Source organism: Beutenbergia cavernae DSM 12333 (assembly GCF_000023105.1).
GTDB lineage: Bacteria > Actinomycetota > Actinomycetes > Actinomycetales > Beutenbergiaceae > Beutenbergia > Beutenbergia cavernae.
This window is the reverse complement of the sequence record NC_012669.1, coordinates 3,636,423-3,659,454: the sequence shown is the minus strand read 5'-3', so window position 1 is coordinate 3,659,454 and position 23,032 is coordinate 3,636,423. Positions and strand designations below refer to the sequence as shown.

General features: G+C 73.5%; 22 protein-coding genes. 11 read left to right on the top strand and 11 right to left on the bottom strand.

The features are described from left to right. Positions 1-62 precede the first annotated feature (62 nt). On the top strand, positions 63-1,514 hold the full coding sequence (locus BCAV_RS16625) for an APC family permease (RefSeq protein WP_015883781.1): 1,452 nt from the start codon (positions 63-65) through the stop codon (positions 1,512-1,514). 6 nt (positions 1,515-1,520) lie between these two features. Here BCAV_RS16625 and BCAV_RS16620 read toward each other — a convergent pair whose 3' ends face one another. Continuing rightward, complete coding sequence (locus BCAV_RS16620; RefSeq protein ID WP_083770072.1) at positions 1,521-2,132, bottom strand: TetR/AcrR family transcriptional regulator; 612 nt, start codon at positions 2,130-2,132, stop codon at positions 1,521-1,523. Positions 2,133-2,287: 155 nt separating this feature from the next. On the opposite strand from BCAV_RS16620, the gene BCAV_RS16615 reads away from it, so the two are divergent. Continuing rightward, complete coding sequence (locus tag BCAV_RS16615) at positions 2,288-2,710, top strand: nitroreductase family deazaflavin-dependent oxidoreductase (protein ID WP_015883779.1); 423 nt, start codon at positions 2,288-2,290, stop codon at positions 2,708-2,710. Positions 2,711-2,738: 28 nt separating this feature from the next. Here BCAV_RS16615 and BCAV_RS16610 read toward each other — a convergent pair whose 3' ends face one another. Together BCAV_RS16610 and BCAV_RS16605 are read right to left on the bottom strand one after the other, a co-directional pair. Beyond that, the gene (locus BCAV_RS16610; protein WP_015883778.1) at positions 2,739-4,784 is read right to left on the bottom strand and encodes a beta-galactosidase; all 2,046 of its coding nucleotides are present in this window, start codon (positions 4,782-4,784) and stop codon (positions 2,739-2,741) included. Beyond that, complete coding sequence (locus BCAV_RS16605; RefSeq protein ID WP_144016808.1) at positions 4,765-5,457, bottom strand: uridine kinase family protein; 693 nt, start codon at positions 5,455-5,457, stop codon at positions 4,765-4,767. Before BCAV_RS16605 ends, BCAV_RS16610 begins: the two co-directional genes overlap by 20 nt. Before the next feature lie 135 nt (positions 5,458-5,592). Here BCAV_RS16605 and BCAV_RS16600 point away from each other — a divergent pair, with 135 nt between their 5' ends. Then, complete coding sequence (locus tag BCAV_RS16600; RefSeq protein WP_015883776.1) at positions 5,593-5,901, top strand: hypothetical protein; 309 nt, start codon at positions 5,593-5,595, stop codon at positions 5,899-5,901. A 24-nt stretch (positions 5,902-5,925) separates the two neighbouring features. On the opposite strand, the gene BCAV_RS16595 is transcribed toward BCAV_RS16600, so the two are convergent. Continuing rightward, entirely contained in the window at positions 5,926-6,918 is a 993-nt protein-coding gene (locus tag BCAV_RS16595) for a tryptophan-rich sensory protein (RefSeq protein ID WP_015883775.1), read from the bottom strand. 166 nt (positions 6,919-7,084) lie between these two features. On the opposite strand from BCAV_RS16595, the gene BCAV_RS16590 reads away from it, so the two are divergent. Further along, a complete protein-coding gene (locus BCAV_RS16590; RefSeq protein ID WP_015883774.1) occupies positions 7,085-8,023 on the top strand; it encodes a hypothetical protein in 939 nt (312 codons plus the stop codon). 19 nt (positions 8,024-8,042) lie between these two features. On the opposite strand, the gene BCAV_RS16585 is transcribed toward BCAV_RS16590, so the two are convergent. Then, positions 8,043-9,254, bottom strand: coding sequence for an alpha-hydroxy acid oxidase (locus tag BCAV_RS16585; RefSeq protein WP_015883773.1), 1,212 nt, complete (start codon positions 9,252-9,254; stop codon positions 8,043-8,045). Positions 9,255-9,691: 437 nt separating this feature from the next. On the opposite strand from BCAV_RS16585, the gene BCAV_RS16580 reads away from it, so the two are divergent. Continuing rightward, positions 9,692-11,158, top strand: a complete 1,467-nt coding sequence (locus BCAV_RS16580; protein WP_015883772.1) for a glycoside hydrolase family 43 protein — start codon at positions 9,692-9,694, stop codon at positions 11,156-11,158. Positions 11,159-11,272: 114 nt separating this feature from the next. On the opposite strand, the gene glpK is transcribed toward BCAV_RS16580, so the two are convergent. The 3 genes from glpK to BCAV_RS16565 form a co-directional block, all read right to left on the bottom strand. Next, the gene (gene glpK, locus BCAV_RS16575) at positions 11,273-12,790 is read right to left on the bottom strand and encodes a glycerol kinase GlpK (RefSeq protein ID WP_015883771.1); all 1,518 of its coding nucleotides are present in this window, start codon (positions 12,788-12,790) and stop codon (positions 11,273-11,275) included. A gap of 59 nt (positions 12,791-12,849) precedes the next feature. Beyond that, positions 12,850-13,608, bottom strand: coding sequence for an MIP/aquaporin family protein (locus BCAV_RS16570; protein ID WP_015883770.1), 759 nt, complete (start codon positions 13,606-13,608; stop codon positions 12,850-12,852). An 85-nt stretch (positions 13,609-13,693) separates the two neighbouring features. Next, on the bottom strand, positions 13,694-15,442 hold the full coding sequence (locus BCAV_RS16565) for a glycerol-3-phosphate dehydrogenase/oxidase (RefSeq protein WP_015883769.1): 1,749 nt from the start codon (positions 15,440-15,442) through the stop codon (positions 13,694-13,696). Positions 15,443-15,554: 112 nt separating this feature from the next. On the opposite strand from BCAV_RS16565, the gene BCAV_RS16560 reads away from it, so the two are divergent. Together BCAV_RS16560 and BCAV_RS16555 are read left to right on the top strand one after the other, a co-directional pair. Beyond that, a complete protein-coding gene (locus tag BCAV_RS16560; protein WP_015883768.1) occupies positions 15,555-16,529 on the top strand; it encodes a sugar-binding transcriptional regulator in 975 nt (324 codons plus the stop codon). Next, the gene (locus BCAV_RS16555) at positions 16,526-17,080 is read left to right on the top strand and encodes an amino-acid N-acetyltransferase (RefSeq protein ID WP_015883767.1); all 555 of its coding nucleotides are present in this window, start codon (positions 16,526-16,528) and stop codon (positions 17,078-17,080) included. Before BCAV_RS16560 ends, BCAV_RS16555 begins: the two co-directional genes overlap by 4 nt. Before the next feature lie 10 nt (positions 17,081-17,090). Here BCAV_RS16555 and BCAV_RS16550 read toward each other — a convergent pair whose 3' ends face one another. After that, on the bottom strand, positions 17,091-17,585 hold the full coding sequence (locus tag BCAV_RS16550) for a hypothetical protein (RefSeq protein WP_015883766.1): 495 nt from the start codon (positions 17,583-17,585) through the stop codon (positions 17,091-17,093). A 130-nt stretch (positions 17,586-17,715) separates the two neighbouring features. Here BCAV_RS16550 and BCAV_RS16545 point away from each other — a divergent pair, with 130 nt between their 5' ends. Genes BCAV_RS16545 through BCAV_RS16535 form a run of 3 tightly spaced genes read left to right on the top strand, consistent with a single transcriptional unit; the run spans position 17,716 to position 20,162 of the window. Next, positions 17,716-18,012 carry a type VII secretion target gene (locus BCAV_RS16545; protein ID WP_015883765.1) on the top strand — a complete coding sequence of 99 codons (297 nt, stop codon included), beginning with the start codon at positions 17,716-17,718 and terminating at the stop codon, positions 18,010-18,012. Next, the gene (locus BCAV_RS16540; RefSeq protein ID WP_015883764.1) at positions 18,009-19,718 is read left to right on the top strand and encodes an alpha/beta hydrolase; all 1,710 of its coding nucleotides are present in this window, start codon (positions 18,009-18,011) and stop codon (positions 19,716-19,718) included. The genes BCAV_RS16545 and BCAV_RS16540 overlap by 4 nt, the downstream gene beginning before the upstream one ends. A gap of 15 nt (positions 19,719-19,733) precedes the next feature. Beyond that, positions 19,734-20,162 carry an LppA family lipoprotein gene (locus BCAV_RS16535; RefSeq protein ID WP_015883763.1) on the top strand — a complete coding sequence of 143 codons (429 nt, stop codon included), beginning with the start codon at positions 19,734-19,736 and terminating at the stop codon, positions 20,160-20,162. On the opposite strand, the gene BCAV_RS16530 is transcribed toward BCAV_RS16535, so the two are convergent. After that, the gene (locus BCAV_RS16530; protein WP_015883762.1) at positions 20,143-21,054 is read right to left on the bottom strand and encodes an HhH-GPD family protein; all 912 of its coding nucleotides are present in this window, start codon (positions 21,052-21,054) and stop codon (positions 20,143-20,145) included. The two genes, BCAV_RS16535 and BCAV_RS16530, sit on opposite strands and share 20 nt — an antisense overlap. A 28-nt stretch (positions 21,055-21,082) precedes the next feature. Here BCAV_RS16530 and BCAV_RS23020 point away from each other — a divergent pair, with 28 nt between their 5' ends. Next, positions 21,083-21,925, top strand: coding sequence for a hypothetical protein (locus BCAV_RS23020; protein WP_187292823.1), 843 nt, complete (start codon positions 21,083-21,085; stop codon positions 21,923-21,925). Positions 21,926-21,951: 26 nt separating this feature from the next. On the opposite strand, the gene disA is transcribed toward BCAV_RS23020, so the two are convergent. Next, positions 21,952-23,031 (bottom strand): DNA integrity scanning diadenylate cyclase DisA, encoded by a 1,080-nt coding sequence (gene disA / locus BCAV_RS16520; protein ID WP_015883760.1) that lies wholly within the window; start codon positions 23,029-23,031, stop codon positions 21,952-21,954. Between the last annotated feature and the right edge of the window lies 1 nt (position 23,032).

Below are 23,032 nucleotides of genomic sequence, written 5' to 3'. Positions count from 1 at the left end.
GCGGCACCGGGGCCATCCTGAGGCCGGTCGGGGCAGGGTCGCCCCGGGATGCGGAGGGCGACATGGCGGAGTCCGGCGGCACCACGACGACGGCGCAGGGTCCTGACGGGCCGAGCCTCAAGCGGGTCATGGGTCCGGGACTGCTCCTGCTGTTCATCGTCGGCGACATCCTCGGGACGGGCGTCTACGCGCTCACGGGCGACGTCGCCGCGGAGGTGGGCGGCGCCGCGTGGCTGCCGTTCGTCGTCGCCTTCGCCGTCGCGCTCGTGACGGCGTTCTCCTACCTCGAGCTGGTCACGAAGTACCCGCACGCCGCCGGCGCCGCGCTGTACACGCACCGGGCGTTCGGGATCCACGTCCTGACGTTCATGGTCTGCTTCACGGTGATGAGCTCGGGCATCACGTCGGCCTCGACGGCGTCGCGGGCGTTCGCCGCGAACGCGATCGTCGGCTTCACGAGCGTCGAGGAGCCGTCGACGTCCACGATCGTGTGGGTGGCCCTCGGCTTCATGGCGCTCGTGGCGCTCGTCAACCTGCGTGGCGTCTCCGAGAGCGTCAAGGCGAACGTCGTCCTCACGTGCATCGAGCTGTCGGGTCTGCTGCTCGTCATCCTCGTCGGCATCTGGGCGTTCTTCGGGACGACGGCCGACTTCTCCCGGGTGGTCGCGTTCGAGACTCCTGACGACAAGAGCGCGTTCCTCGCGGTGACGGCCGCGACCACGCTCGCGTTCTTCGCGATGGTCGGGTTCGAGGACGCGGTCAACATGGCCGAGGAGACGAAGGAGCCCACGCGGATCTTCCCGAGGATCATGTTCACGGGCCTGACGATCACGGGCCTGATCTACGTGCTGGTGGCGATCTCCGCCGTCGCACTGGTGCCGGTCGGCGAGCTCGCCGCGAGCGAGACGCCGCTGCTCGAGGTCGTGCGCGCCGGGGCTCCGGGCCTCCCGGTGGACCAGATCTTCCCGTTCATCTCGATGTTCGCCGTCGCCAACTCGGCCCTCATCAACATGCTGATGGCGAGCCGGCTGCTGTACGGGATGGCACGGCAGCGCGTGCTGCCCCCGATCCTCGGGAAGGTGCACGAACGCCGTCGGACGCCGTGGACGGCGATCCTGTTCACGACGGCTCTCGCGTTCGGGCTCATCGTCTACGTGTCGTTCGCGGATTCGGAGGCGACGGCGGTGCTCGGCGGGACGACGGCGCTCCTCCTGCTCGGTGTGTTCACGATCGTCAACATCGCTGTGCTCGTGCTCCGGCGCCGCACGGTCGACCACGCGCACTTCCGCGCTCCGACGGCGGTGCCGGTCATCGGTGCGATGGCGTGCGCGTACTTCGTCGGGCCGTGGACCGGGCGCGATCCGGCGCAGTACGGCGTCGCGGGTGTGCTCCTCGTCCTCGGCCTCGTGCTGTGGGGGATCACGATGCTGATCAACCGCGCGCTCGGCGTCCGGACCCCGCGTCCGGACGAGGAGGACCTCGACCAGATCTCGACGCGCGGTCCCGTGAACTGACCTGCGCTACGTCCGGCGCTCCTCGAGCGCGTCCAGCACGAGGTCGAGGCCCCAGCCGAACTCGGCCGTGTGGTCGTAGCCCGGCCGCAGGGCGTGGTCGACGATCATCTCCGTGAGGTGGGGCAGCTCGTCCGCCGGCAGGTGCTCGAGGATGCCACCGGCCACGTCCTCGACGTCGCCCGGCGTCATCACCGGCAGGTTCGCCTCGGCGAGGACCCACCCGTTGACGTAGCTGTCGATGAGCGAGATGGCGTGCGCGGCCATCGGGAGATCGAAGCCAGCGCCGCGCAGGACGCCCAAGGCGGCGTCGTGGTGGCGCAGCGTCGCCGGTCCCGGGTCGCGACGCGAGTCCAGGAGCCCGAGGGCCCAGCTGTGCGCCGTCAGCACCGTGCGGGCGGAGGCGGCCCGCGCGCGGATCGCGTCGCGCCAGTCGCCGCCGGTGGCGGGCAGGTCGATCGCCGCGAAGACCGTGTCCACGACGCCGTCGAGCAGCGCCTCCTTGCCCGGCACGTGGTGGTACAGCGACATCGCCTCGACGCCGAGCTCCTGTGCCACCTTCCGCATGGTGATCGCCTGGACGCCGCCGCGGTCGGCGACGCGGATCGCGGCCTGGAGCACGCGATCCCTGCTCAGCGGGCGAGGTGGCGGCACGAGGGCTCCCGGGGGTCGACGTCTTGACGACCTTACATGCGTAAGTCATCCTTACGCTTGTAAGGCTCACGTGGGCGTCTGTTACGGAGGCACCCACCACGCGTGGACGAAGGAGAGAGCACATGCCGATGCCGGGCTGGTGGGGGCACATCAACAAGCGCATCTTCAACCCGCGAGCGCTCGCGAGCGGGAAGTGGCCGGTGCTGACCCACGTCGGCCGGACCTCGGGAACGACGTACCGAACACCGCTCGACGCGTACCCGGTCGACGGCGGGTATCTGTTCGTGCTCGTCTACGGATCCGGCTCCGACTGGGTGCGGAACGTGCTGGCGTCCGGCCGCGCGCGGCTGCGGGTCGACGGCGCGGACGTGGACCTGGACGCCCCGCGCCTGGTCGGCCGGGTCGAGGCGTTCCGAGACCTCCCCAGCCGGGCGCACCCGCCGGGACTTCTCCGCGTGACCGAGTTCCTCCGGATGGACGCCGTCGCCGGCGGGACCGCTGACCTGCCCGGAGGTCAGGACCGGGGTCGATCCGGGAGCACATGACTCCCGGATCGACCCCAGTCCGACGCTCTCAGGCGGGTTCGGCGAGGACGACGACGCCGCCCGCCGGCACGGGCGTCTCGCCGTCCCAGGCGGTGCCGGTCAGCAGATCGGTGCCTGACGCCGCCACGCGCGCGTCGGAGCCGGTGTGGTTGATCGCGAACAGGTAGGACGCGCCGTCGTCGGCGTGCCGCCGCCGCACGACCTCGACCCCGGCGGGCGCCGCGGCGGCGGGAGCGACCCCGGACTCGGCGAGCAGCGCCTCGACCAGGCGCCCCACGCCGTCGTCGGCCAACCGGGTCGCGGCGTACCACGCAGCGCCCGACCCGACGGCGCGACGCGTCACGGCGGGACCGCCCGCCGCGGGACCGTCGGCGAACGAGCGCACGGCCTCAGCGCCGTCGAGGCGCACGTGCTCGGTCCACACGTCCGCCCGTGTGCCGTCGTCCAGCGTGACCGTCTCGCCCTCCTGGAGCGGCGCGAACTCCTCGGTCAGCACCCCGAGGACGTCGCGGAACGCCCCGGGGTACCCGCCGAGCCGCACGTGGTCGCTGGTGTCGACGATGCCCGAGAAGTACGTGACGAGCACCGTGGCGCCACGCGCCGCCGCGGCCGCCAGGTTCGCGGCGCCGTCGTCGCCCACGAGGTACAGCGTGGGCACCACGAGCAGGTCGTAGCCCGCCAGGTCAGCGTCCGGGAGCACGACGTCGACCGTGATCCCGCGCTCCCACAGCGCCACGTAGTACGCGTCGAGCTGGTCGCGATGCGTGACGTCGACGCTCGGGTGCGAGTCCAGCCCGACCGCCCACCACGCCTCGTAGTCCATGACCACGGCGGCCCGTGCCTGGGTGCGCGATCCCGCCACCGGCGCGAGCGCGCGCAGGTCCTCGCCGAGAGCGACGACCTCCCGCCACACCCGCGTGTCGGTGCCGGCGTGCGGCAGCATCGCCGAGTGGTACTTCTCGGCGCCCGCGGCGGAGGCTCGCCACTGGAAGAACATCACCGAGTCCGCGCCGCGAGCGACGTGCGCCAGCGAGTTGCGGCGCATCTCGCCGGGAGCCTTCGCCCGGTTGCGGGGCTGCCAGTTCACGGCCGAGGTCGAGTGCTCCATGAGGATCCACGGAGCTCCCCGCGCGGCGCCGCGCGTCATGTCGGCGGAGAGCGCGAGGTCGACGTGGCGCAGGGGCTCGGCTGCCAGCGTGTAGTGGTCGTTCGCGACGACGTCGAGCTCCGGACCCCACCGCAGGTAGTCCATCGCGACGGCGCCGCTCATCATGAGGTTCGTGGTCGCCGGCACGTGCGGGGTGACCTCGCGCAGCACGCCGACGATCGCGCGGTAGTGGTCGAGCCAGGCGTCGGAGGAGAACCGGGCGAAGTCGAGCTGTTGGGTGGGGTTCGCGTAGGTCGGCGCGGCGAGCGGCGGCAGGATCTCGTCGAACGCGGAGTAGCGCTGCGACCAGAACGCGGTGCCCCACGCCGCGTTGAGCGTGTCGACGTCGGTGTAGCGGCGGCGCAGCCAGGCGCGGAACGCCGCAGCCGCGGCGGGGGAGTAGTCGCGCGGGACGTGGCAGCCGAGCTCGTTGTCCACGTGCCACAGGGCCAGCGCCGGGTGCGCGGCGTAGCGCTCCGCGACGGCGCGCGTCATGCGGAGGACGTGGGCGCGGTACGTCGGGTGGGTGACGGCGTACGCCCCGCGCCCGCCGGGGTGCAGCACGGTGCCGTCGGCGCGCTGCGGCAGGATCTCGGGGTGCGCCGTCGTCAGCCACGGCGGCGGCGTGGCCGTCGCCGTCGCGAGCGCGACGCGGATGCCGCCCGTGGCCAGGCGGTCGAGGACGTCGTCCAGCCACGCCCAGTCGTAGTCGCCCTCGCGCGGCTCCAGCATCGCCCACGAGAAGATCCCGACGGACACGATGGTGACGCCGGCCTCGCGCATGAGCTCGACGTCCTCGACGCGGACCTCGAGCGGCCACTGCTCGGGGTTGTAGTCGCCCCCGTACCCGATGCCGGGCAGGCCGAGAGGCCAGGTCGCGGGGGCCGGCCCGACGGCGGGCGCGGGCTCAGGTGGGGTGGCGCTCATGTCGCGTCCTCTCGTGCGCCGCGAGGGCGCGCAGCTCGTGCTCGGCGGCCTCGACGGCCAGCGGCCGGGTGCCCTGGGACTCCCACCGGCGCACCATCCGGGGTTCGGCGAGGAGCAGGTGGGTGCCGCGGCGCAGCAGGGCCGCGATCGGCTTGCGCGACTCGCCGACGTCGCGCGCGAGCCGCCGCCAGAACGTGACGAGCCTGCCCTGCGTGAGGTGGACGGCGTCGGCGAGCACGCCGTCGCGGCTCAGCGGGTCGACCAGCTCGGCGGCGAAGATCCCCTCGGCCAGCACGAGCGGGGCGGCGTCGAGGTCGACGGTCTGCGTCCCGGTGCGCTGCGAGGTCGGGATGTCGTACACCGGCACGTCGACGCGGTCGGACCGGCAGGCGTCCAGCAGGGCCGCGTGGGCCGCCTCGACGTCCCAGGTGGCCGGCGAGTCCCAGTCGACGATCCCGTGCCGGCGCGGCAGGCCCGGGTGGTCGGCGTCGCGGTAGAAGTCGTCGAGGTTGACCACGGGCAGGCCGAGCCGGCGTGCGAGCGACGTCTTCCCGGAACCCGACGGACCCGTCACGAGCACGACTCGGCGGCGCGGGACGCGGGCGCCGGACGGCAGGTCGAAGAGGGGAGGATCGGCCGGCGACGCGGGCTCGGGCGTCGTCGGGAAGGGCACCACGGGAGTCTACCGAGCGACGGCGACACCGACGGCGCCCGCCGCCGTGGCGACGACCTCCCGCGCTCCGGTTGTGGCCCACCGCCCCCACCTCCATGCTTGCTCTCGTCACGAGACCGAGCGGGAGGATGGGCGATGTCCGAGAACTTCTTCGACAAGGCCAAGGACGCCATCGGAGACGCCGCCGAGAAGGCCGGCGACTTCTTCGAGGAGGCGAAGGACAAGGCGAGCGACGCGTTCGACGACGCCAAGGAGAAGGCGAGCGACGCGTTCGACGACGCCAAGGAGAAGGTGTCCGGCATGTTCGACGGTGCGGACGACGCCGCGGCCGGGGCCGCCGACACGGCGCAGGACGCCGCAGCCGGCGCTGCCGACACGGCGCAGGACGCCGCCGCCGGGGCGCGGGAGGCTGCGACGGACGCGAAGGACGACCTCACGCGCTGAGCGTGCGCCGTCGGGCGACCGCTGTCACCGCCGCCTGACGACGGCGGTGACCGCGACGACGAGCACGACCAGGGCAGCGACAGTCGCCGCGATCGCCACCGGCGGCGACTCGGGTCCCGCCGCCAGCCGGCCGAGGGCGATCCAGCCGAGTCCCCACGCCGCGGCGATCCCGATCGCTGCGGCGAGGAGGCGCCGGCTCGCCGTCGCGAGGCACGCGGCCACGGCCACCGCGGCGACCTGCGCGACGACGGCCACTCCCCAGACGTGCTCCGCGGCCCCTTCGGCGGTCAGCCCGGCGTCGGTGAGCGTCGCCGCGACGTCGGCCGCCGTCGCCACGCTCGCCCAGCCGAGGTACAGCCCCGTGGTCGCCTCGAGCACGACGACGTCGAGCCGGCGCCGCGCGGGACGCGTCACCAGGAGGTGCGCGAGCGCGCCGAGCACGACCACGAGCACGACGATGACGGCGACCGTCAGCACGAGCTGACCCGCCTGGGCGAGCAGGATCCAGGCGGCGTTGAGGAGCATCGAGGCGGCGAGCAGCCAGCCGGTCGCGCGATGAGCCTCGTCCGTCCCGCGCCCGGGCAGGAGCTGCACGACGGCGACGGCGACCAGGCCGAGGTACACGGCAGTCCAGATCGCGAAGGCTCCGGAGCCGGGCGCGAGGACTGTCGCGTCGGCGGCGAGCGCGCCGCCCGCCGCGTCCTGGATCTGCGTGCCTCCGAAGGCGCCCGAGCCGAGCGCGGAGCCGGCCACGGCGAGCACGGCGCTCGCGGCGACGGCGACCTGCCGGACGCGGTCCGTCGTGCGGGGGGTGTCGTCGGCCGCCTGCGGCCGCGCCACGCCGGCGGCCGACTCGCCCGCCTGCGCCTCGCCCGCCCGCGCCTCGTCGGTCTGCGCCTCGTCGGCGGCCGCGCCCGCCTGCGCCTCGCCCGCCTGCGCCTCGCCCGGCCGCGCCGCACTCGCGTCCTCCGGCCCTGCGTCTGCCCCTGCCCCTCGCTGTGCCTCGGCGTCGGTCATCGCCCCATGCTGGTGCGAACGCGTGCTCGCGGCATCCGCAGCGGCCTCCCGGCACGCGTGCTGGGTCCACGGCATCGGGCGCCGCGCGTCGACCCGGCCGGGCGGGCCGTGCGCGTGGCGGCGATATCGGCGGGACCTGGCGACGTCGGCGTGCTGGGATGGCCCGATGCGCGGAGACGACGAGAACACCGGCCGGCAGGCGTCAGCGCGCGTCTGGCGCGAGGTGGCCCCGGGCACACGCGAGCTCCTCGAGGCCGGGCTCGGTGCCGCCGACGTTCGCACGCTGCTGCAGGACGTCACGGCGGCCCGGGCGCACGCCACCCGACCGGCCGACGTCGTCGCGCGATGGCAGCAGGACCGGTTCGTCCGCCCGGCGACGTCCGACCCTCGGCGCGTCGCCGCGCTGGAGGCGCGCCTGTGGGATCTCGTGCCGGACGACGTCGCCGGCGTCGAGCTCTCTCCCGTCGCGCCGCTGGGCACGGCCGTCGCCGTCGGCCCGGTCAGCGAACGCCGCATCGTCACGACGACCCGGCTCACGGAGGTCGTGAGCGACTCCACGAACGTGCTGGCCGTGGAAGCGGCGGCGCGGCGGTCGGGAGCGCCTCGCGGCGAGCAGGTGCACCTCGCGGCGATCCACCGTCAGCTCCGCGCCCAGGACTTCGGCCCGGGCGCCGCGTCCCACTTCCGGCTCCTCGCGCTCGTCTCGAGCGCGCGCGACACCGGGTCCGGGCGCACGGAGGCGGGGCTGCTGACGCGGCACGTCCGGGTCTGGCAGACGATGCTCGGCAGCACGATCCCGCACCGGCGGCCGCGCATCGAGTTCACGGTGCTCGGGGACGACGCCGTCGTCGCGGAACGCTGGCGCGATGCCGTGCTGCCGGCCGTGGCCGACGGCGAGGTTCCCGTCGTCGAGGACGCGTCGCGCGAACGAGGTCGGGGCTACTACACGGGCGTCGCGCTGCGTCTGGTGGCCGACGACGGCGCCGCCGAGATCGGCGACGGCGGGTTGACGACGTGGACGGCTCAGCTGCTCGGCGACCGCAAGGAGCGGTGCCTCGTCTCGTGCCTCGCGACGGAACGGCTCGCCGAGCTCGCCACCGACTGAGCGGCGCGGGACGTGGCGCTCAGGGCAGGCGCACGTGCTGCGGCCCGAGCGACGCGATGTCGTTGACGCCGAGCAGCTTCATCGTGCGCCGGACCTCCGCCTCGAGGATGTCGACGGCGCGCTCGACGCCGCGTTCCCCGCCCGCCATGAGCCCGTACAGGTACGCCCGGCCGACGAGGGTCGCGTGGGCGCCGAGAGCGATCGCGGCGACGACGTCGGCCCCCGAGAGGATGCCGGTGTCGACCCACACCTCGGTGCGGTCGCCCACCGCTTCGCGCGTGTCCGGCACCAGCCGCAGCGGGACCGGTGCCCGGTCGAGCTGCCGGCCGCCGTGGTTGGACAGGATGATCGCGTCGGCGCCCGCATCGGCGACCCGCCGCGCGTCGTCGAGCGTCTGGATGCCCTTGATGACGAGCGGGCCGTCCCACTGCGAGCGGATCCACTCGAGGTCCGCCATCGTCATCGTCGGGTCGAACAGCGCGTCGAGCAGGTCGGCGATGGTGCCGTCCCACGACTCGAGCGACGCGAACTGCAGCGGCGGCGTCGTCAGGAGGTCGATCCACCACGAGGGGTGCGTCGCGCCGTCCGCGATCGTCTTCAGGGTGAGCGCCGGCGGGATCGAGAAGCCGTTCCGCGCGTCACGCAGCCGGGCGCCCGCCACGGGGACGTCGACGGTGAGGACGAGCGCCTCGTACCCGGCCGCGCGGGCGCGGGCCATGAGGTCCTCGCCCGCCGACCGGTCGCGCCACACGTACAGCTGGAACCACTTGCGCGCCTCCGGTGACGCCGCTGCCACGTCCTCGATCGAGGTGGTGCCCATGGTGGAGAGGGCGTAGGGGATGCCGCGCCGCCCGGCGACCCGGACGACGGCGGACTCGCCCTGGGTCTGCATCATGCGGGTGAAGCCGGTGGGGGCGAACGCGAACGGCAGGGCCGAGTCGACGCCGAGCATCGGCGTCGCCGTCGAGAGGTCGGACACGTCGTGCAGGATCGACGGCTGGAACTCGACCGAGCGGAACGCGGCGCGGGCGCGGCGCAGGCTGATCTCGGCCTCGGCGGCACCGTCCGTGTAGTCGAACACCGACCGCGGCGTGCGGCGCAGCGCGAGCCGGCGCAGCTCGGGGATCGTGAGCGCCTTCGCGAGGCGCCGTCGGACCGGGTCGGGGTCGAAGGGCTTCGTCCGCAGGAGCGGTGCGAGCTCCTGCCACTTCGGGAGCTGGCGCTGGACCATCGATGCCTCACCGTCGGCTGGGGTCGGCGCGCGCGCGCCGGTGCTGTCTGTGAGCACCCTAGTCATGAAACGTGTCAAAGCGCAGGGCGGTCCAGGGATCGGGTTCTCACCCTGCGCGACCCTCTGGTTCGTCCTGTGTGTCGGGCCTTCGCGGGACGAACCACACGGCCAGTGTGGGCGGTGGTGCGAGCGTGTGGTTCGTCCTGTGTGTCGGGCCTTCGCAGGACGAACCACACGGTCAGTGTGGGCGGTGGTGCGAGCGTGTGGTTCGTCCTCCGTGTCGGGCCCTCGAGGGACGAATCACACGGTCACGGCGGGGTGACCGGGTGGCCCCGCCCCCGGGGTCCGTGATCCGGCCGCCCGCGAACCCTTGCATCGATGTAATCCAGACTCCTACGGTGGTGACTCATCGCACCAGCACCGAAGGAGTTGTTGAGATGCCCTCGATCGACGCCCCGCTCACTCGCCGCGTGATGCTCGGCGGCACGGCCGCAGCCGCCGGCGCTCTCGCCCTCGGTCCGGCCGCCGCACACGCCGGAGGGGGCCGCCCCGGCCATCCGCCCACCTATGTGGACGCGACCGTCCACGACCCCGACGTCGTCCGAACCGGCGGCCGCTACTACGTCTTCGGTTCCCACGCCGCCGCCGCTTCCACGGAAGATCTGTTCGCCTGGGACCAGATCGCCTACGACGGCGTGACGCCGGAGAACCCGCTGTTCGACGACGTCACCGTCGAGCTCGCCGAGGTGCTCGAGTGGGCCCGGACGACGACGCTCTGGGCGCCGGACGTCAGCCGGCTCCCGGACGGCCGCTTCTACTACTACTACTGCGCGTGCGAGGGGACGTCGCCGCGGTCAGGGCTCGGCGTCGCCGTCGCCGACGAGGTCACCGGCCCGTACCGCGACCTCGGCATCATCCTGCGCTCCGGGCAGGACGACGGCACGAGCGAGGAGCCGGGCGAGGCGTACGACCCGTGGGTCCACCCCAACGTCATCGACGCCGATGTGTTCGCCGACGACGACGGCACCTGGTGGATGGTCTACGGCTCGTTCTCCGGTGGCATCCTCCTGCTCGAGCTCGACCCGGCGACGGCGAAGCCCGTCCCGGGGCAGGGGTACGGGCGGCACCTCATGGGCGGCAACCACGCCCGCATCGAGGGCCCGGCGATCATGTACCACCCCGGCACCCGCTACTACTACCTGTTCGTGACGTTCGGCGGCCTCGACGCCGCGGGCGGCTACAACATCCGCGTGTCCCGCGCGCGGACGCCGGAGGGTCCGTGGTTCGACATCTCCGGCACGGACATGTCGACGGTCAAGGCGGATCCCGACCTGCCGCTGTTCGACGACGTCACGATCGCGCCCCACGGCACGAAGATCGCCGGCAACGTCCGCTTCCGGACGCCGGACGGCGCACCCGGAACGGGATACGTCTCGCCCGGCGGCTGCTCGCCCTGGTACGACGAGGAGTCGGGCGACGCGTTCCTCGCGTTCCACACCCGCTTCCCCGGCACGGGCGAGATCCACAACGTGCGCGTCCACCGGCTCGCCATGACCCGGTCCGGCTGGCCCGTCGTCCTCCCGTTCCGGTACGCCGGGGAGCGCCTCGGTGGCCTCGGTCGCCACGACGTCGCCGGCGACTACGAGGTGGTGACGATGGCGAAGCCCATCGGCCCCGAGATCGCCGAGTCCCGCCCGGTGACGCTGACGCGGAACGGACGCGTCACCGGGGAGCACACCGGCCGCTGGCGGCTCACCGGCCGCTCGCACGTGGTCCTCGAGCTCGACGACGTCACGTACTCCGGTGTCGCCGCGACGCAGTGGGACCCCGATCTCGAGGCGTGGTCGGTGACGTTCTCCGCGGTGTCCGACGCCGGCACGTCCGTGTGGGGCGCGCGCCGCTGAGGGGTCACAGGTCGAGGACGGGGCGCAGCGCCTCGTCGACGGCGGTGCGCTCGACATGCGGCGGCCCGGCACCCGAACGGGTGCCGGGCCGCCGCGTGAGGCAACCGAGCGACGTCAGTTCTCGACGTCGTCGTCCACCCAGTCGAACGTCTTCGTGACCGCCTTCTTCCAGTTCCGGTACAGCCGGTCCCGGTCGCCACGGTCCATCTGCGGCGTCCAGCGCTTGTCCTCGGCCCAGTTGTCGATGACGTCCTGCTCGCCGTTCCAGAACCCGACGGCGATCCCCGCGGCGTAGGCGGCGCCGAGCGCCGTCGTCTCCGCGACCTTCGGCCGCACGACGTCGACGCCGAGGATGTCCGCCTGGAACTGCATGAGGACCTCGTTGGCCACCATGCCGCCGTCGACCTTGAGCTCCGTGAGATCGACGCCGGAGTCCGCCTTCATCGCGTCGAGCACCTCCGCGGACTGGAACGCCGTCGCCTCCAGCGCCGCGCGGGCGATGTGCCCGAGCGAGACGTACCGCGTGAGACCCACCAGAGCACCGCGCGCGTCCGCTCGCCAGTACGGCGCGAACAGCCCGGAGAACGCCGGCACGAAGTAGGCGCCGCCGTTGTCCTCCACGGTCAGCGCGAGGTTCTCGATCTCGGGCGCCGTGCTGATGACCTTGAGGTTGTCGCGCAGCCACTGCACGAGCGAGCCGGTGACGGCGATCGATCCCTCGAGCGCGTACACCTGCGGCTGGTCGCCGATCTTGTAGCAGACGGTCGTCAGGAGGCCGTTCTCGCTCGCCACCTGCTCCGTGCCCGTGTTCATGAGCATGAAGTTGCCGGTGCCGTACGTGTTCTTGGCCATGCCGATCTCGAAGCACGCCTGGCCGAACGTGGCCGCCTGCTGGTCGCCGAGGATGCCCGCGATGGGGACGCCGGCGAGCAGTCCTTCCTCACGGTCCTTGCCGTACACCTCGGAGGACGACCTGATCTCCGGCAGCATCGACACCGGAATGCCCATGTCCGCCGCGATGTCGGGGTTCCACGACAGCGTGTCGAGGTCCATGAGCATCGTCCGGGACGCGTTCGTGACGTCGGTGACGTGCACGCCGCCGTTCACGCCGCCGGTCATGTTCCACAGCACCCACGTGTCCGTGTTCCCGAACAGCAGGTCGCCGCGCTCCGCCGCCTCGCGGGCGCCGTCGACGTTGTCGAGGATCCACTTGATCTTCGGGCCGGAGAAGTACGTCGCGAGCGGCAGGCCGACCCGCGCCTTGTACTTCTCCGCGCCCTCCGATCCCCCGAGCTCCTCGACGATCCTCTGGGTGCGCGTGTCCTGCCAGACGATCGCGTTGTAGACCGGCTTGCCGGTGGTGCGGTCCCAGACGACGGCGGTCTCCCGCTGGTTGGTGATGCCGATCGCGGCGATGTTCGACGCTCGGACGCTCGCCCGACCGAGAGCCTGGCCGACGACGTCGCGCACGTTCGTCCAGATCTCCTCCGGGTCGTGCTCGACCCAGCCCGCCCTCGGGAAGATCTGCTCGTGCTCCTTCTGCCCGGTCGCGACGATGGTGCCGCTGTGGTCGAAGATGATGGCGCGCGAGCTCGTCGTGCCCTGGTCGATAGCGAGGACGTAGTCGGCCATGGTGTTCCTTTCCACTTCGTCGTGTGACGACCTCGCAGGCGCGGGCCGCGGTCGATCGGTCAGCTCGTGAGACCCGCAGCCGCGAGTCCGCCGAGGACGCCGCCGAGGATCGGGCCGAGCACCGGGACCCAGGCGTAGGACCAGTCGCTCGAACCCTTGCCCTTGATGGGCAGCAGCGCGTGGGCGATGCGCGGACCGAGGTCACGCGCGGGGTTGATCGCGTACCCCGTCGGGCCACCGAGGCTCGCGCCGATACCGAGCACGAGGAGCGCGACGGCGAGCGGTCCGAGCCCGGAGGGCGTCTTCGCGAAGTGCAGGATCACGAACACGAGGACGAACGTGCCGACGATCTCCGTCACGAGGTTCCACCCGTACGAGCGGATCGCGGGGCCGGTGGAGAACACGGCGAGCTTCGAGGCGGGGTCGGCGTCCTGGTCGAAGTGCTTCTTGTACGCGAGGTAGACGACGATCGCGCCGATACAGGCCCCGAGCATCTGAGCGAAGATGTACGCGAAGCCGTTCCCCGCCGTGACCGGGATCGCCTCCTGGCCCTCGGTTCCCTCCGGCGGGACGTAGAAGTCCTCGGCCCCGGACGCCCAGATGCCGAACGTCACGGCCGGGTTGATGTGCGCACCCGTGCTGAACGCCACGTACACACCGGCGAACACGGCCAGGCCCCAGCCGAAGTTGACGAGCAGCCAACCGCCGTCGAAGCCCTTCGTCCTCGGCAGGACGACATTCGCGACGACACCGCACCCGAGAAGCACCAGCATGGCGGTGCCGGCGGCCTCCGGTATCACGATCGTGGAGAAGTCCATCGAACAACCCTCACTCTCTCGCACAGCGATCTGTACGCAAGGGCCGCGGGCGCGACCCCGACGGAACGCATCATGCCGTGGGGCATCACCTCGTGGTCGAAGGCGCGTCGAGAGAGATCATCGGGGCCACGTCGCCTGCGCCGAGCCGGACGCGCTCCCCGTCGGCGTCGGACCAGGTCTTCTCGGCGGCGTCCTCGGCGTCCGCGCGGGCGGTGTAGGCGGCGATCTCTGCGGCGCGGCGTTCGTCGTCCCACCCGAGGATCGGCGAGATGACCTCGGCGATCTCGGGCAGCGCCGCACGCCCGCGGTCGGCGACCTCGTAGTTGAGGCGCGTGCGGTGCAGGAGGACGTCCTCGAGGTGCAGCACCTGCTCGTGGGTCGCCGCGAACGCGATCTCGGCGCGCAGGTACGCCGGGGCGTGCTCGAGCGGGCGGGCGAGATCGGGCTGGTCGGCGATCGACTCGAGCAGATCGCTGATCCCGGAGCCGTACCGGTGCAGGAGATGGGCGACCATCTCCTTGGTCCAGCCGTGCTCGTTCGCGAGAGCGCGCGACCGCCGTCGCATCGCCTGCAGGCCGACGGCCCCGATCAGCGGGATCCGCTCCGTGATCGAGGGCAGGTGGCGAGCCCGTTCCCCGAGCGCGAAGTCGACGGCGTCCTTCGCCATCACGCGGTACGTCGTGAGCTTGCCGCCGGCGATCGCCGTCAGCCCGGGCGCGGGCGAGGCCACCGTGTGCTCCCGGGAGACCTTCGCCGACGACGTCCCCTCCTTGGTGCCGGGCTGCAGCAGCGGGCGCAGGCCGGCCCACGTGCCGATGATGTCGTCGCGCGTGAGCGGGTCCGCGAGGACGGCGTTCGCGTGGTCGAGCACGTAGTCGATGTCCGCTGCGGTCGCGACCGGGTGGGTCGGGTCCAGGTCCCAGGGGGTGTCGGTCGTCCCGATCACCCAGTAGCGCGACCACGGGATCACGAACAGGACGCTCTTCTCGGTCTGGAGGATGAGTCCGACCTCGCCCTTGATCCGCTCGCGCGGGACGACGATGTGGATGCCCTTGGACGCCAGGACGCGCAGCCCGCCCTCCGTGCCGGCGAGCGCCTCGGTCTTCTCCGTCCACACGCCCGTCGCGTTGACGACGTGGGTCGCGCGGATCGTGTGCTGCTCGCCGGTCTCCAGGTCGGCGACGATGGCGCCGTCGACGCGGCCGATGCCGGACTTGGTGAGCGAGACGACTTGGGTGCGGCTCGCCGCGAGAGCGCCGTACGACGCCGCTGTGCGGATGAGCGTGATGACCAGCCGGGCGTCGTCGACCGAGGCGTCCCAGTACCGGACGGCGCCGATCGCGGCGTCGTGGCGCAGGTCGGGGAACAGCCGCTCCATGCCGGACCGGGTCACGTGCCGGTGCAGGGGGAGCGCGCGCCGGCGTCCGTTGATCGAGGCGAGCGTGTCGTAGAGGGCGACGCCGGCGCCCACGTAGGCGCGCTCCCACACGCGGTGCTCGAGCGGGTACAGGAACGACACGGGCTTGACGAGGTGCGGCGCGAGCTGCGTGATGAGCAGGTCGCGCTCCGTCAGGGCCTCGTGGACGAGGTGGAAGTCGAGCATCTGCAGGTAGCGCAGGCCACCGTGGACGAGCTTGCTCGACCGGCTCGACGTGCCGCTGGCCCAGTCCTGGGCCTCGACGATCCCGGTCCGCAGCCCACGGGTCACGGCGTCCAGCGCGATGCCCGCACCGGTCACCCCGCCTCCGATGACCAGCACGTCGAGGGGCTCGTCGCTGCTCATCCTGGCGAGTGCCTCGAGACGGGTCTGCCCCGTCACGGTCGATGCGGTCACCGGTGTCCTTCCCCTGGGATGAACCGGGTCACGCCCGGACGTTCGTATGCTTCTCGGGCCCGCAACTGTGCGCAACCGGACTGCACGAACGTGCATCACACAAGGAGGTCGGATGGACGCCCGTGACGAGCTCATGCACGAGGTGGCGTCGATGTACTACCTCCAGGACCAGACGATGGAGGGCATCGCGCGCCGGCTCGGGGTCTCGCGGTCCACCGTGAGCCGGCTCATCAAGTCCGCCCGAGCGCAGGGACTGGTGCGGATCTCGCTGCGCTCGCCGTCGTCGGGGACGGGCACCGCGGCACGCCTGCGCCGCACGTTCGGGGTGCGGGCGCACGTCGTCCCGATCCGGGCGTCTGCGTCCCAGGCCGCACGCCTGGACGAGGTGGCCCGGGTGAGTGCGCGCCTGCTCGCGGAGTGGTTCGCGTCCGGGATGACGCTCGGGGTCGCGTGGGGGACCACCGTCGCTGCGGTGAGCCGGCAGCTCGTCCCGACGCCGATCCACGACGCCACGGTGGTCCAGCTGAACGGTGCGGCGAACACGCACTCGAGCGGGCTCGCCTACGCCAACGACCTCGTGTCCTCGATCGCGCGCGCGTTCGACGCGACGATCCACCACTTCCCGGTGCCGGCGTTCTTCGACTACGCGGCGACGAAGGAGATGATGTGGCGCGAGCGCAGCGTGCGCCACGTGCTCCAGGTCCAGGCGCAGGCGGACGTCGCCCTGTTCGGGGTCGGCGCGCTCGCGGGGACCGTGCCGTCGCACGTGTACAGCTCGGGATACCTGGACGACGCCGACCGCCGCGCCCTTGCCGGCGACCGGGTGGTCGGCGACGTGTGCACGGTCTTCCTGCGGGAGGACGGCTCGTGGGAGGACATCGCGATCAACGCCAGGGCGACCGGCCCGACGCCCCGTGAGCTGCGGCGGATCCCGCGGCGCGTGTGCGTCGTCGCCGGCGACAGCAAGGTGGTGCCGCTCCTCGCGGCGCTGCGCGCCGGAGCGGCGACCGACCTGGTGGTGGACGAGTCCACGGCGCGGGCACTGCTGCGCCGCAGCGCCCTGCCCCTGGGAGAATCCCCGGCGTGAGCGAAACCGAGGCCCCGCCGAGCCGCACGCCCGGCGGCGCCGTGACGATCCGCCCGGCTCTGCCCCGCGACGCGCGAGCCATCCGCGACCTCGTCATCCCGTACGCCCAGGCTCGCATCCTCCTCGCGAAGGAGATGATCGGGTACTACGAGGCGATCCAGGAGTTCGTGGTCGCCGAGGTCGACGACGGCGCCGGTGGCCGCCGGGTCGTCGGGTGCGGCGCGCTGCACGTCATGTGGAGCGACCTCGGTGAGGTGCGCACTCTCGCCGTCGACGGCGGCTTCCGCAGCCGGGGGATCGGTCACCTGCTGCTGATGGAGCTGCTGGCGCGCGCCCGCGCGCTCGGCCTGAGCCGGGTCTTCTGCCTGACGTTCGAGGTGGAGTTCTTCACCCGGCACGGGTTCGAGGCCATCGAGGGCGCTCCGGTCGAGCCGGAGGTCTTCGCCGAGCTCGTCCGCTCGCACGACGACGGCGTCGCTGAGTTCCTCGACCTCGCCCACGTGAAGCAGAACACGCTCGGCAACACGCGGATGCTGCTCACCCTCGCCTGAGCCGCTCGGGTCAGGCGGCCGCCGTCGCTTGCGGCAGCACGCGGGTGCGGAGCACACCGATGACGACGGCGACCTGCACGCTGACGAGCGAGCCGAGCACCGCCGGGAGGATCGCGCCGGGCCGGACGATCGCCCAGGCGGCGATGCCGACGACGCAGGCCGCCACGCACACCCACGCACAGATCCCGAGGGCCCGGGACAGCCCGCGCACGGCGCGCGTCGGGTCGGTCACCCGGTCGCGCAGGAGGTACAGGAGCACCCAGCCGGCGAGTCCCGCGCCGACGAGGGCGGTGAGCTGCCCGAGACCCAGCATCGTCACGCCGGGCAGGAGGGTGGCGCCCGCCGGGTCCGACGCGGACGCCTCGACCCCCGCCATCCGGAGCGCGCCGGCGCCGACGAGCCCGAGCACGAGCGTGGTCGCGGCGAGCACCCCGAGCGCCTGGGTCGCCGCCCGCACGGATCTGGCGAGGGCGACGTCCGGGGGGATGGCACGTTCGTCGGACACGCTCCGCAGCGTAGTTGCGCCGGGGAGTTCTCCCCATCGTCCGTGGCCCGCCGGGGCTCGCCCGCCGCGGCGGCCGTGGCTAGCGTGGGCCCGGCATGCGGCCGGGGACTGCCGGGAGAAGGAGCGTCACGTGGCGGGGTTCGACGTCGACCCACCTGCCCTGCGGTCAGCCGCGGCGCGTCTCGGCGAGGCTGCCTCGGCGGTCGGCGCGTGCGACGCCGCCGCCGACCTGTCGGGGGTTCCCGCGGCGATCGCTGACGGTCTCGCCTCGTCCGCCGCCCGGCGGCTCGGCCAGGCGTGGGACGCGAGGTTCCGCGCCTGGGCGGAGGACGCCGACGAGCACGCGGCGTCCCTCACCGGCGCCGCCGACGCCTACGAGGCGAGCGACGTCGGCACCGGGTCCGCGCTCGCGGGGTCGCCGTCGTGACGGTGACCCTCGAGCGCCTGCTGTCCTGGGACCCGACGGCGCTCGGCGGAGCCGCGGACGCGCTCGCCGGCCGGCGGCAGACCCTCCTCGCGCTGCAGGACGAGATGGACGACGGCGCGCCGCCGCCCGGGTGGGGGGGCCCGGCGGCCGGAGCGGCCCGGCGGACCCACGGACGACTCCTGGACGGGCTGGGCGACGTCGTCGCGGAGGTGGCCGCCGTCGTGACGGCGCTCGACGACGCCGCGGAGTCCCTCGGCGCGGCGCGTGCGGACCTGGACGAGGTGCTCGGCCTCGCACGCGGCCAGGGCTACGACGTCGACGTCTCGACCGGCGCCGTCGTCGATCCCGAGTCCGTCTCCGACGCCGGGGCGGCGGGCGAGCGGTCGATCCTGGCCGCCGAGATCGAGGACCGGATCGAGCAGGCGCTGCGCACGGCCGCGCACGCCGACGCGGAGCTGGCCGGCCTGCTCGACAGGGCCGCCCGCGGGGCGTTGGACGGCGGCCCGGACCTGGCGGCGTCCGCGCAGGACGGAGCGGACGCGGGTCGGCGCGATCTGCTGGCGCCGCCCGAGGAGGCGCGCCCGGGCGACGCGGCCGGGTGGTGGGCCGGGTTGACCGACGGGGAGCGGACGCGCGTGCTCGCCGAGCACCCCGAGTGGGTGGGCAACCTCGACGGCATCCCGGGCGGCGTCCGGGACGAGGCGAACCGGTCGCTCATCGACGACTACCGGGCCGAGCTCGAGGCAGAGGCGGCGCGGCTCCGGGAGGACCTCGCCGACAACGTGTTCGGCTCTCTGTTCACCGACGCCGACGACCGGCTCGCCGAGGTCGAGGGCAAGCTCGCGGGGCTCGACGCCGTCGAGGCGACGCTCGCGCGGGGTGGGCGGCAGCTGCTGGTGCTCGATCCGCACGACGGCGACCAGCTGCTCGCCGCCGTCGCCGTCGGGGACGTCGACGCCGCGGACCACGTCGCCGTCTTCACCCCCGGGCTCGACACCACCGTGGGGGCGAGCCTGCGTGGGTACGACGCCGACATGGCGGCGCTCGCGCAGCGTGCCGCGGACGAGGCGGAGCGGTACGGCACCGGCGGCACGGTGGCCACGGTCGCGTGGCTCGCCTACCGCGCGCCTCAGCTCGACGGCAGCGTGCTCGACGTGTTGGGCGACGAGCGGACGAGCGTCGCGAGCGCGCAGCTCGCGCAGCGCGGCGGCGCCGACCTCGCGGAGTTCCTGCGCGGCATCAACGCGTCCCGGGAGCACGACCCGCACCTCACGGCGCTCGGGCACTCCTACGGGTCGACGACCACGGGGTATGCGCTGGCCGAGCCCACGGGCGTCGACGACGCCGCCGTCTTCGGCTCGCCGGGCCTCGGCACGAGCGACGCGGGCTACCTCGCCGTGCCGGAGGGGAACCTGTACCGGGTGGAGGCCAAGGGCGACCCGGTCGCGGACCTCGGCCGGTTCGGGATCGACCCGTCGCACCTGGAGGGCGTGAGAGGGCTGTCGGCCGAGGAGGCAGCGCTCACCGGCGACGACGGGTGCACGCTGTACAGCGAGTCGACCGGCCACAGCGGCTACCTCGACGCGTCGTCCACGAGTCAGCACAACCTCGCCGCCGTCGTCGGCGGCGCGGGCGACCGGCTCGTGTACGACGACGGGCGCGGCGCCGGGGACGTGCTCAGCTGGCCCGTTCCCGGCACCTACTGAGAGACGGAGGACCGCATGACGACGCCGGCCCGACCCTGCCTGGAGGACGTCATCGACGCGTACGCCCGGATGCGCGGGGAGATCCTCGCGGCACTGGAGACGGAGCTCGGACCGGCTCCGTGGGCACCGTCGGCGACCGGGGGATCACTGGTCCGCTCGGGCTGCGGAGCCGGTGAGGACCCCGGCGGGGAGCGCGCGCAGCTCGGCCGGTGGTCGTACCCCGGGACCTATCCGGACGCGCAGTGGCCGCTCGCCGTGGACGTGGTCACGGCCGCCGCCGCCGCGCACGGCTTCGATCGCGTCGAGGCGACGGCGAACCGGCCGCGCGACGTCGAGATCGTCGCCCACGACGCGTGGGGCGGGCAGATCGTCTTCGGGATGGCGGCGAACACGATCCTCAGCCTGAGCACCGGGTGCCACCCGCTCAGGGCAACGCGTAGCTGAGGGCGGCGCCGTCGTCGTCGGTCACCGCGACGACCAGGCCGTCGGCGACGAGCGACGCGAGCGCCCGACGACGCTGCTCGGGCGGTGGCCACGCGTCCGCCAGCGTCTCCGGCGCGACGTCCCGCCGCTCGCGCAGGACGGCCATGAGTGCGCCGCGCGCCTGGCGGTCGGTGCCGTGCCAGGCCTGGGTCCGGCGCCGGTGCGCGTGGACGTCCGGCGGGTGCCCTGCGGCTCGCCAGGCGCAGAGCTCACGCAGCGGACAGACGTCGCACCGCGGGGAGCGCGCTGTGCACACGAGTGCCCCGAGCTCCATGAGGGCGACGTTCCACAGCGCGCTCCCCGCGTCGTCGAGCGGCAGGTGCGCCGCTGCGCGGTCCTGCTCGGCCCGGGTGAGGGACGGCGCCGGGAGCGCCTCGCCACCGAGCGCACGCGCGAGGACCCGACGGACGTTCGTGTCGAGGACGACGGCGCGGCGCCCGTACGCGAACGCCCGCACCGCCGCTGCCGTGTACGGGCCGATGCCGGGCAGCGCGAGGAGGGCCGTCTCGTCGTCGGGCACGATGCCGCCGCAGGTGTCCCGGATCGCCGTCGCGCACTCGCGCAGCCGCAGCGCGCGCCGCGGGTAGCCGAGGCGGTCCCAGGCCACGAGCACGTCCGCGGGGCTCGCCGCGGCGAGGTCCGACGGCGTGGGCCAGCGCTCCATCCAGGCCCGCCAGACGGGGTCGACCCGCGACACGGGGGTCTGCTGGAGCATGACCTCGCTCACGAGGACGCCCCAGGCGTCGGTCCCGTCGCCGCGCCAGGGCAGGTCGCGCCGGTGCGCCGCGTACCACGCGGTCAGCCGCGCGTGCAGAGCGCTGGTGCTGGCACCCGCGCGGGTGGTCGGATCCATCGCCGTCAGTCTGTACTACGGTCGCACAGTGACGCGCTCCGCCCCTCCCGGCCGTGGGGGCGGCGGCGCCGGGCGCGGGTCCTCGGGCCGGAAGCCCGGCAGCGGTCGGCCGCCCGGCGGGAAGCCGGGTGGGACGTCGTCCGGGACGTCGGGCGCTGGGAAGCCGGGTAGGACGTCGTCCGGGGGGACGTCGGCTGCCCGCCGCAGTTCCGCGCCGTCGGGCGGGAAACGTCCTGCCGCGGGCCGGCGTCCGTCGTCGGCCGTGTACCGCCGCCGGCGGCTGCTCGTGCTGGTGCTCGCCGCGCTCGTCGTGGCGCTCGTCGCGTTCGGTGCCGTCCGCCTCGTGACGGCGCTGAGCGGTGACGACGACGCCGGCCCGGGCGCCACGGGCTCGGCGACGCCGGATCCGTCGCCGAGCACGACGCCCAGCCCGACGCCGTCGCCCACCCCGACGAACCAGGCCACGCCGCCGCTGCCGACGTCCTGCACGTCGCAGCAGGCCCAGCTCGAGATCGAGGCCCCGGCGTCGGCGACTGCGGGCGGGCGCGTCGACGTGCGCGTGAGCGTCCGGACGACCGCCGATGCGACCTGCCTCGTGGACCTCGGCTCGGAGCACCTCGTGGTCGAGGTGTTCTCGGGCGAGGACCTCGTCTGGTCCACGGCGCAGTGCCCGTTCACGCCCACGAGCCGCGACCTCCTGCTCGGTCCGGACAGCACCGACGACCAGGCGGTGCCGTGGTCCGGGCGGCGCTCCGCCGAGGGATGCCCGGACGACGCCCCGGTCGCCGAGGCCGGCGCCTACCGCGTGGTCGCGACGGCGACGCGGGACGGCGCGGAGCTCACCGCGGAACGGGCGCTCACGCTGGAGTGAGCCGGGCCGAGCGGGGGGCGGCTCGCTCAGACGAACCGCTCGAGCAGGGACGACTCGGCGAGCCGCGACAGACCCTCCCGGACGGACCGGGCACGCAGCGCGCCGACGCCGTCGACCAGCTGGAGATCCTCGACGCTCGCCGAGAGCATCTTCTGCAGGGTGCCGAAGTGGTCCACCATCGCGCCGATGACCGGCGAGGGGAGCCGGGGGATCTTCGAGAGCATCCGGTGGCCGCGCGGCCCGACGGCGGAGTCGAGCGCATCGCCGCCCGGCCCGCCGAGGCCGCGCACCTGCGCGATCTTGACGAGGTCGATGAGGTCGGTGGAGTCGAGCCGGGCGAGGCCGGCGAGGACGTCGTCGAGGGCGGCGGCCCGGCGGGCGTCGACGTAGTCGCTGACGACGAGCTCGCGTTCCGGGCCGACGTTGCCGATGAGCTCGTCGAGCTGCAGGGAGAGCAGGCGACCGTCGGTGCCCAGCTCGTCGACGTACCCGGCGATCTCCACGGAGATCCGGCGGACCATCTCGAGGCGCTGCACGACCGACGCCACGTCACGCACCGTGACGAGGTCCTCGATCTCGAGGGCCGAGAGCGTGCCCGACACCTCGTCGAGCCGGGATTTGTACCGCTCGAGCGTCGCGAGCGCCTGGTTGGCGCGGGACAGGATCGCGTCGGAGTCCTCGAGGACCCAGCGCCGGCCGTCGGAGTAGATGGCGACGATCCGCATCGACTGGCTGACGGAGATCACGGGGAAGCCGGTCTGCTTCGCGGCGCGCTCCGCGGTGCGGTGCCGGGTGCCGGACTCGCCGGTCTCGATCGCTGCGTCGGGCAGCAGCTGGACGGCGGCGCGCAGCACCCGCGTCGCGCCGCGGTCCAGCACGATCGCCCCGTCCATCTTCGCCAGCTCTCGCAACCGCGTGGCCGAGAACGCGACGTCGAGCACGAAGCCGCCGGAGCACATCTCCTCGACGACCTCGTCGTACCCGAGCACGATGAGCGCGCCGGTGCGGCCGCGCAGGATGCGCTCGAGGCCGTCGCGCAGCTCCGTGCCGGGCGCGACAGCGCGCAGGACGGCGCGGCCGGTGGGATCGGCGACGAGCTCGGACATG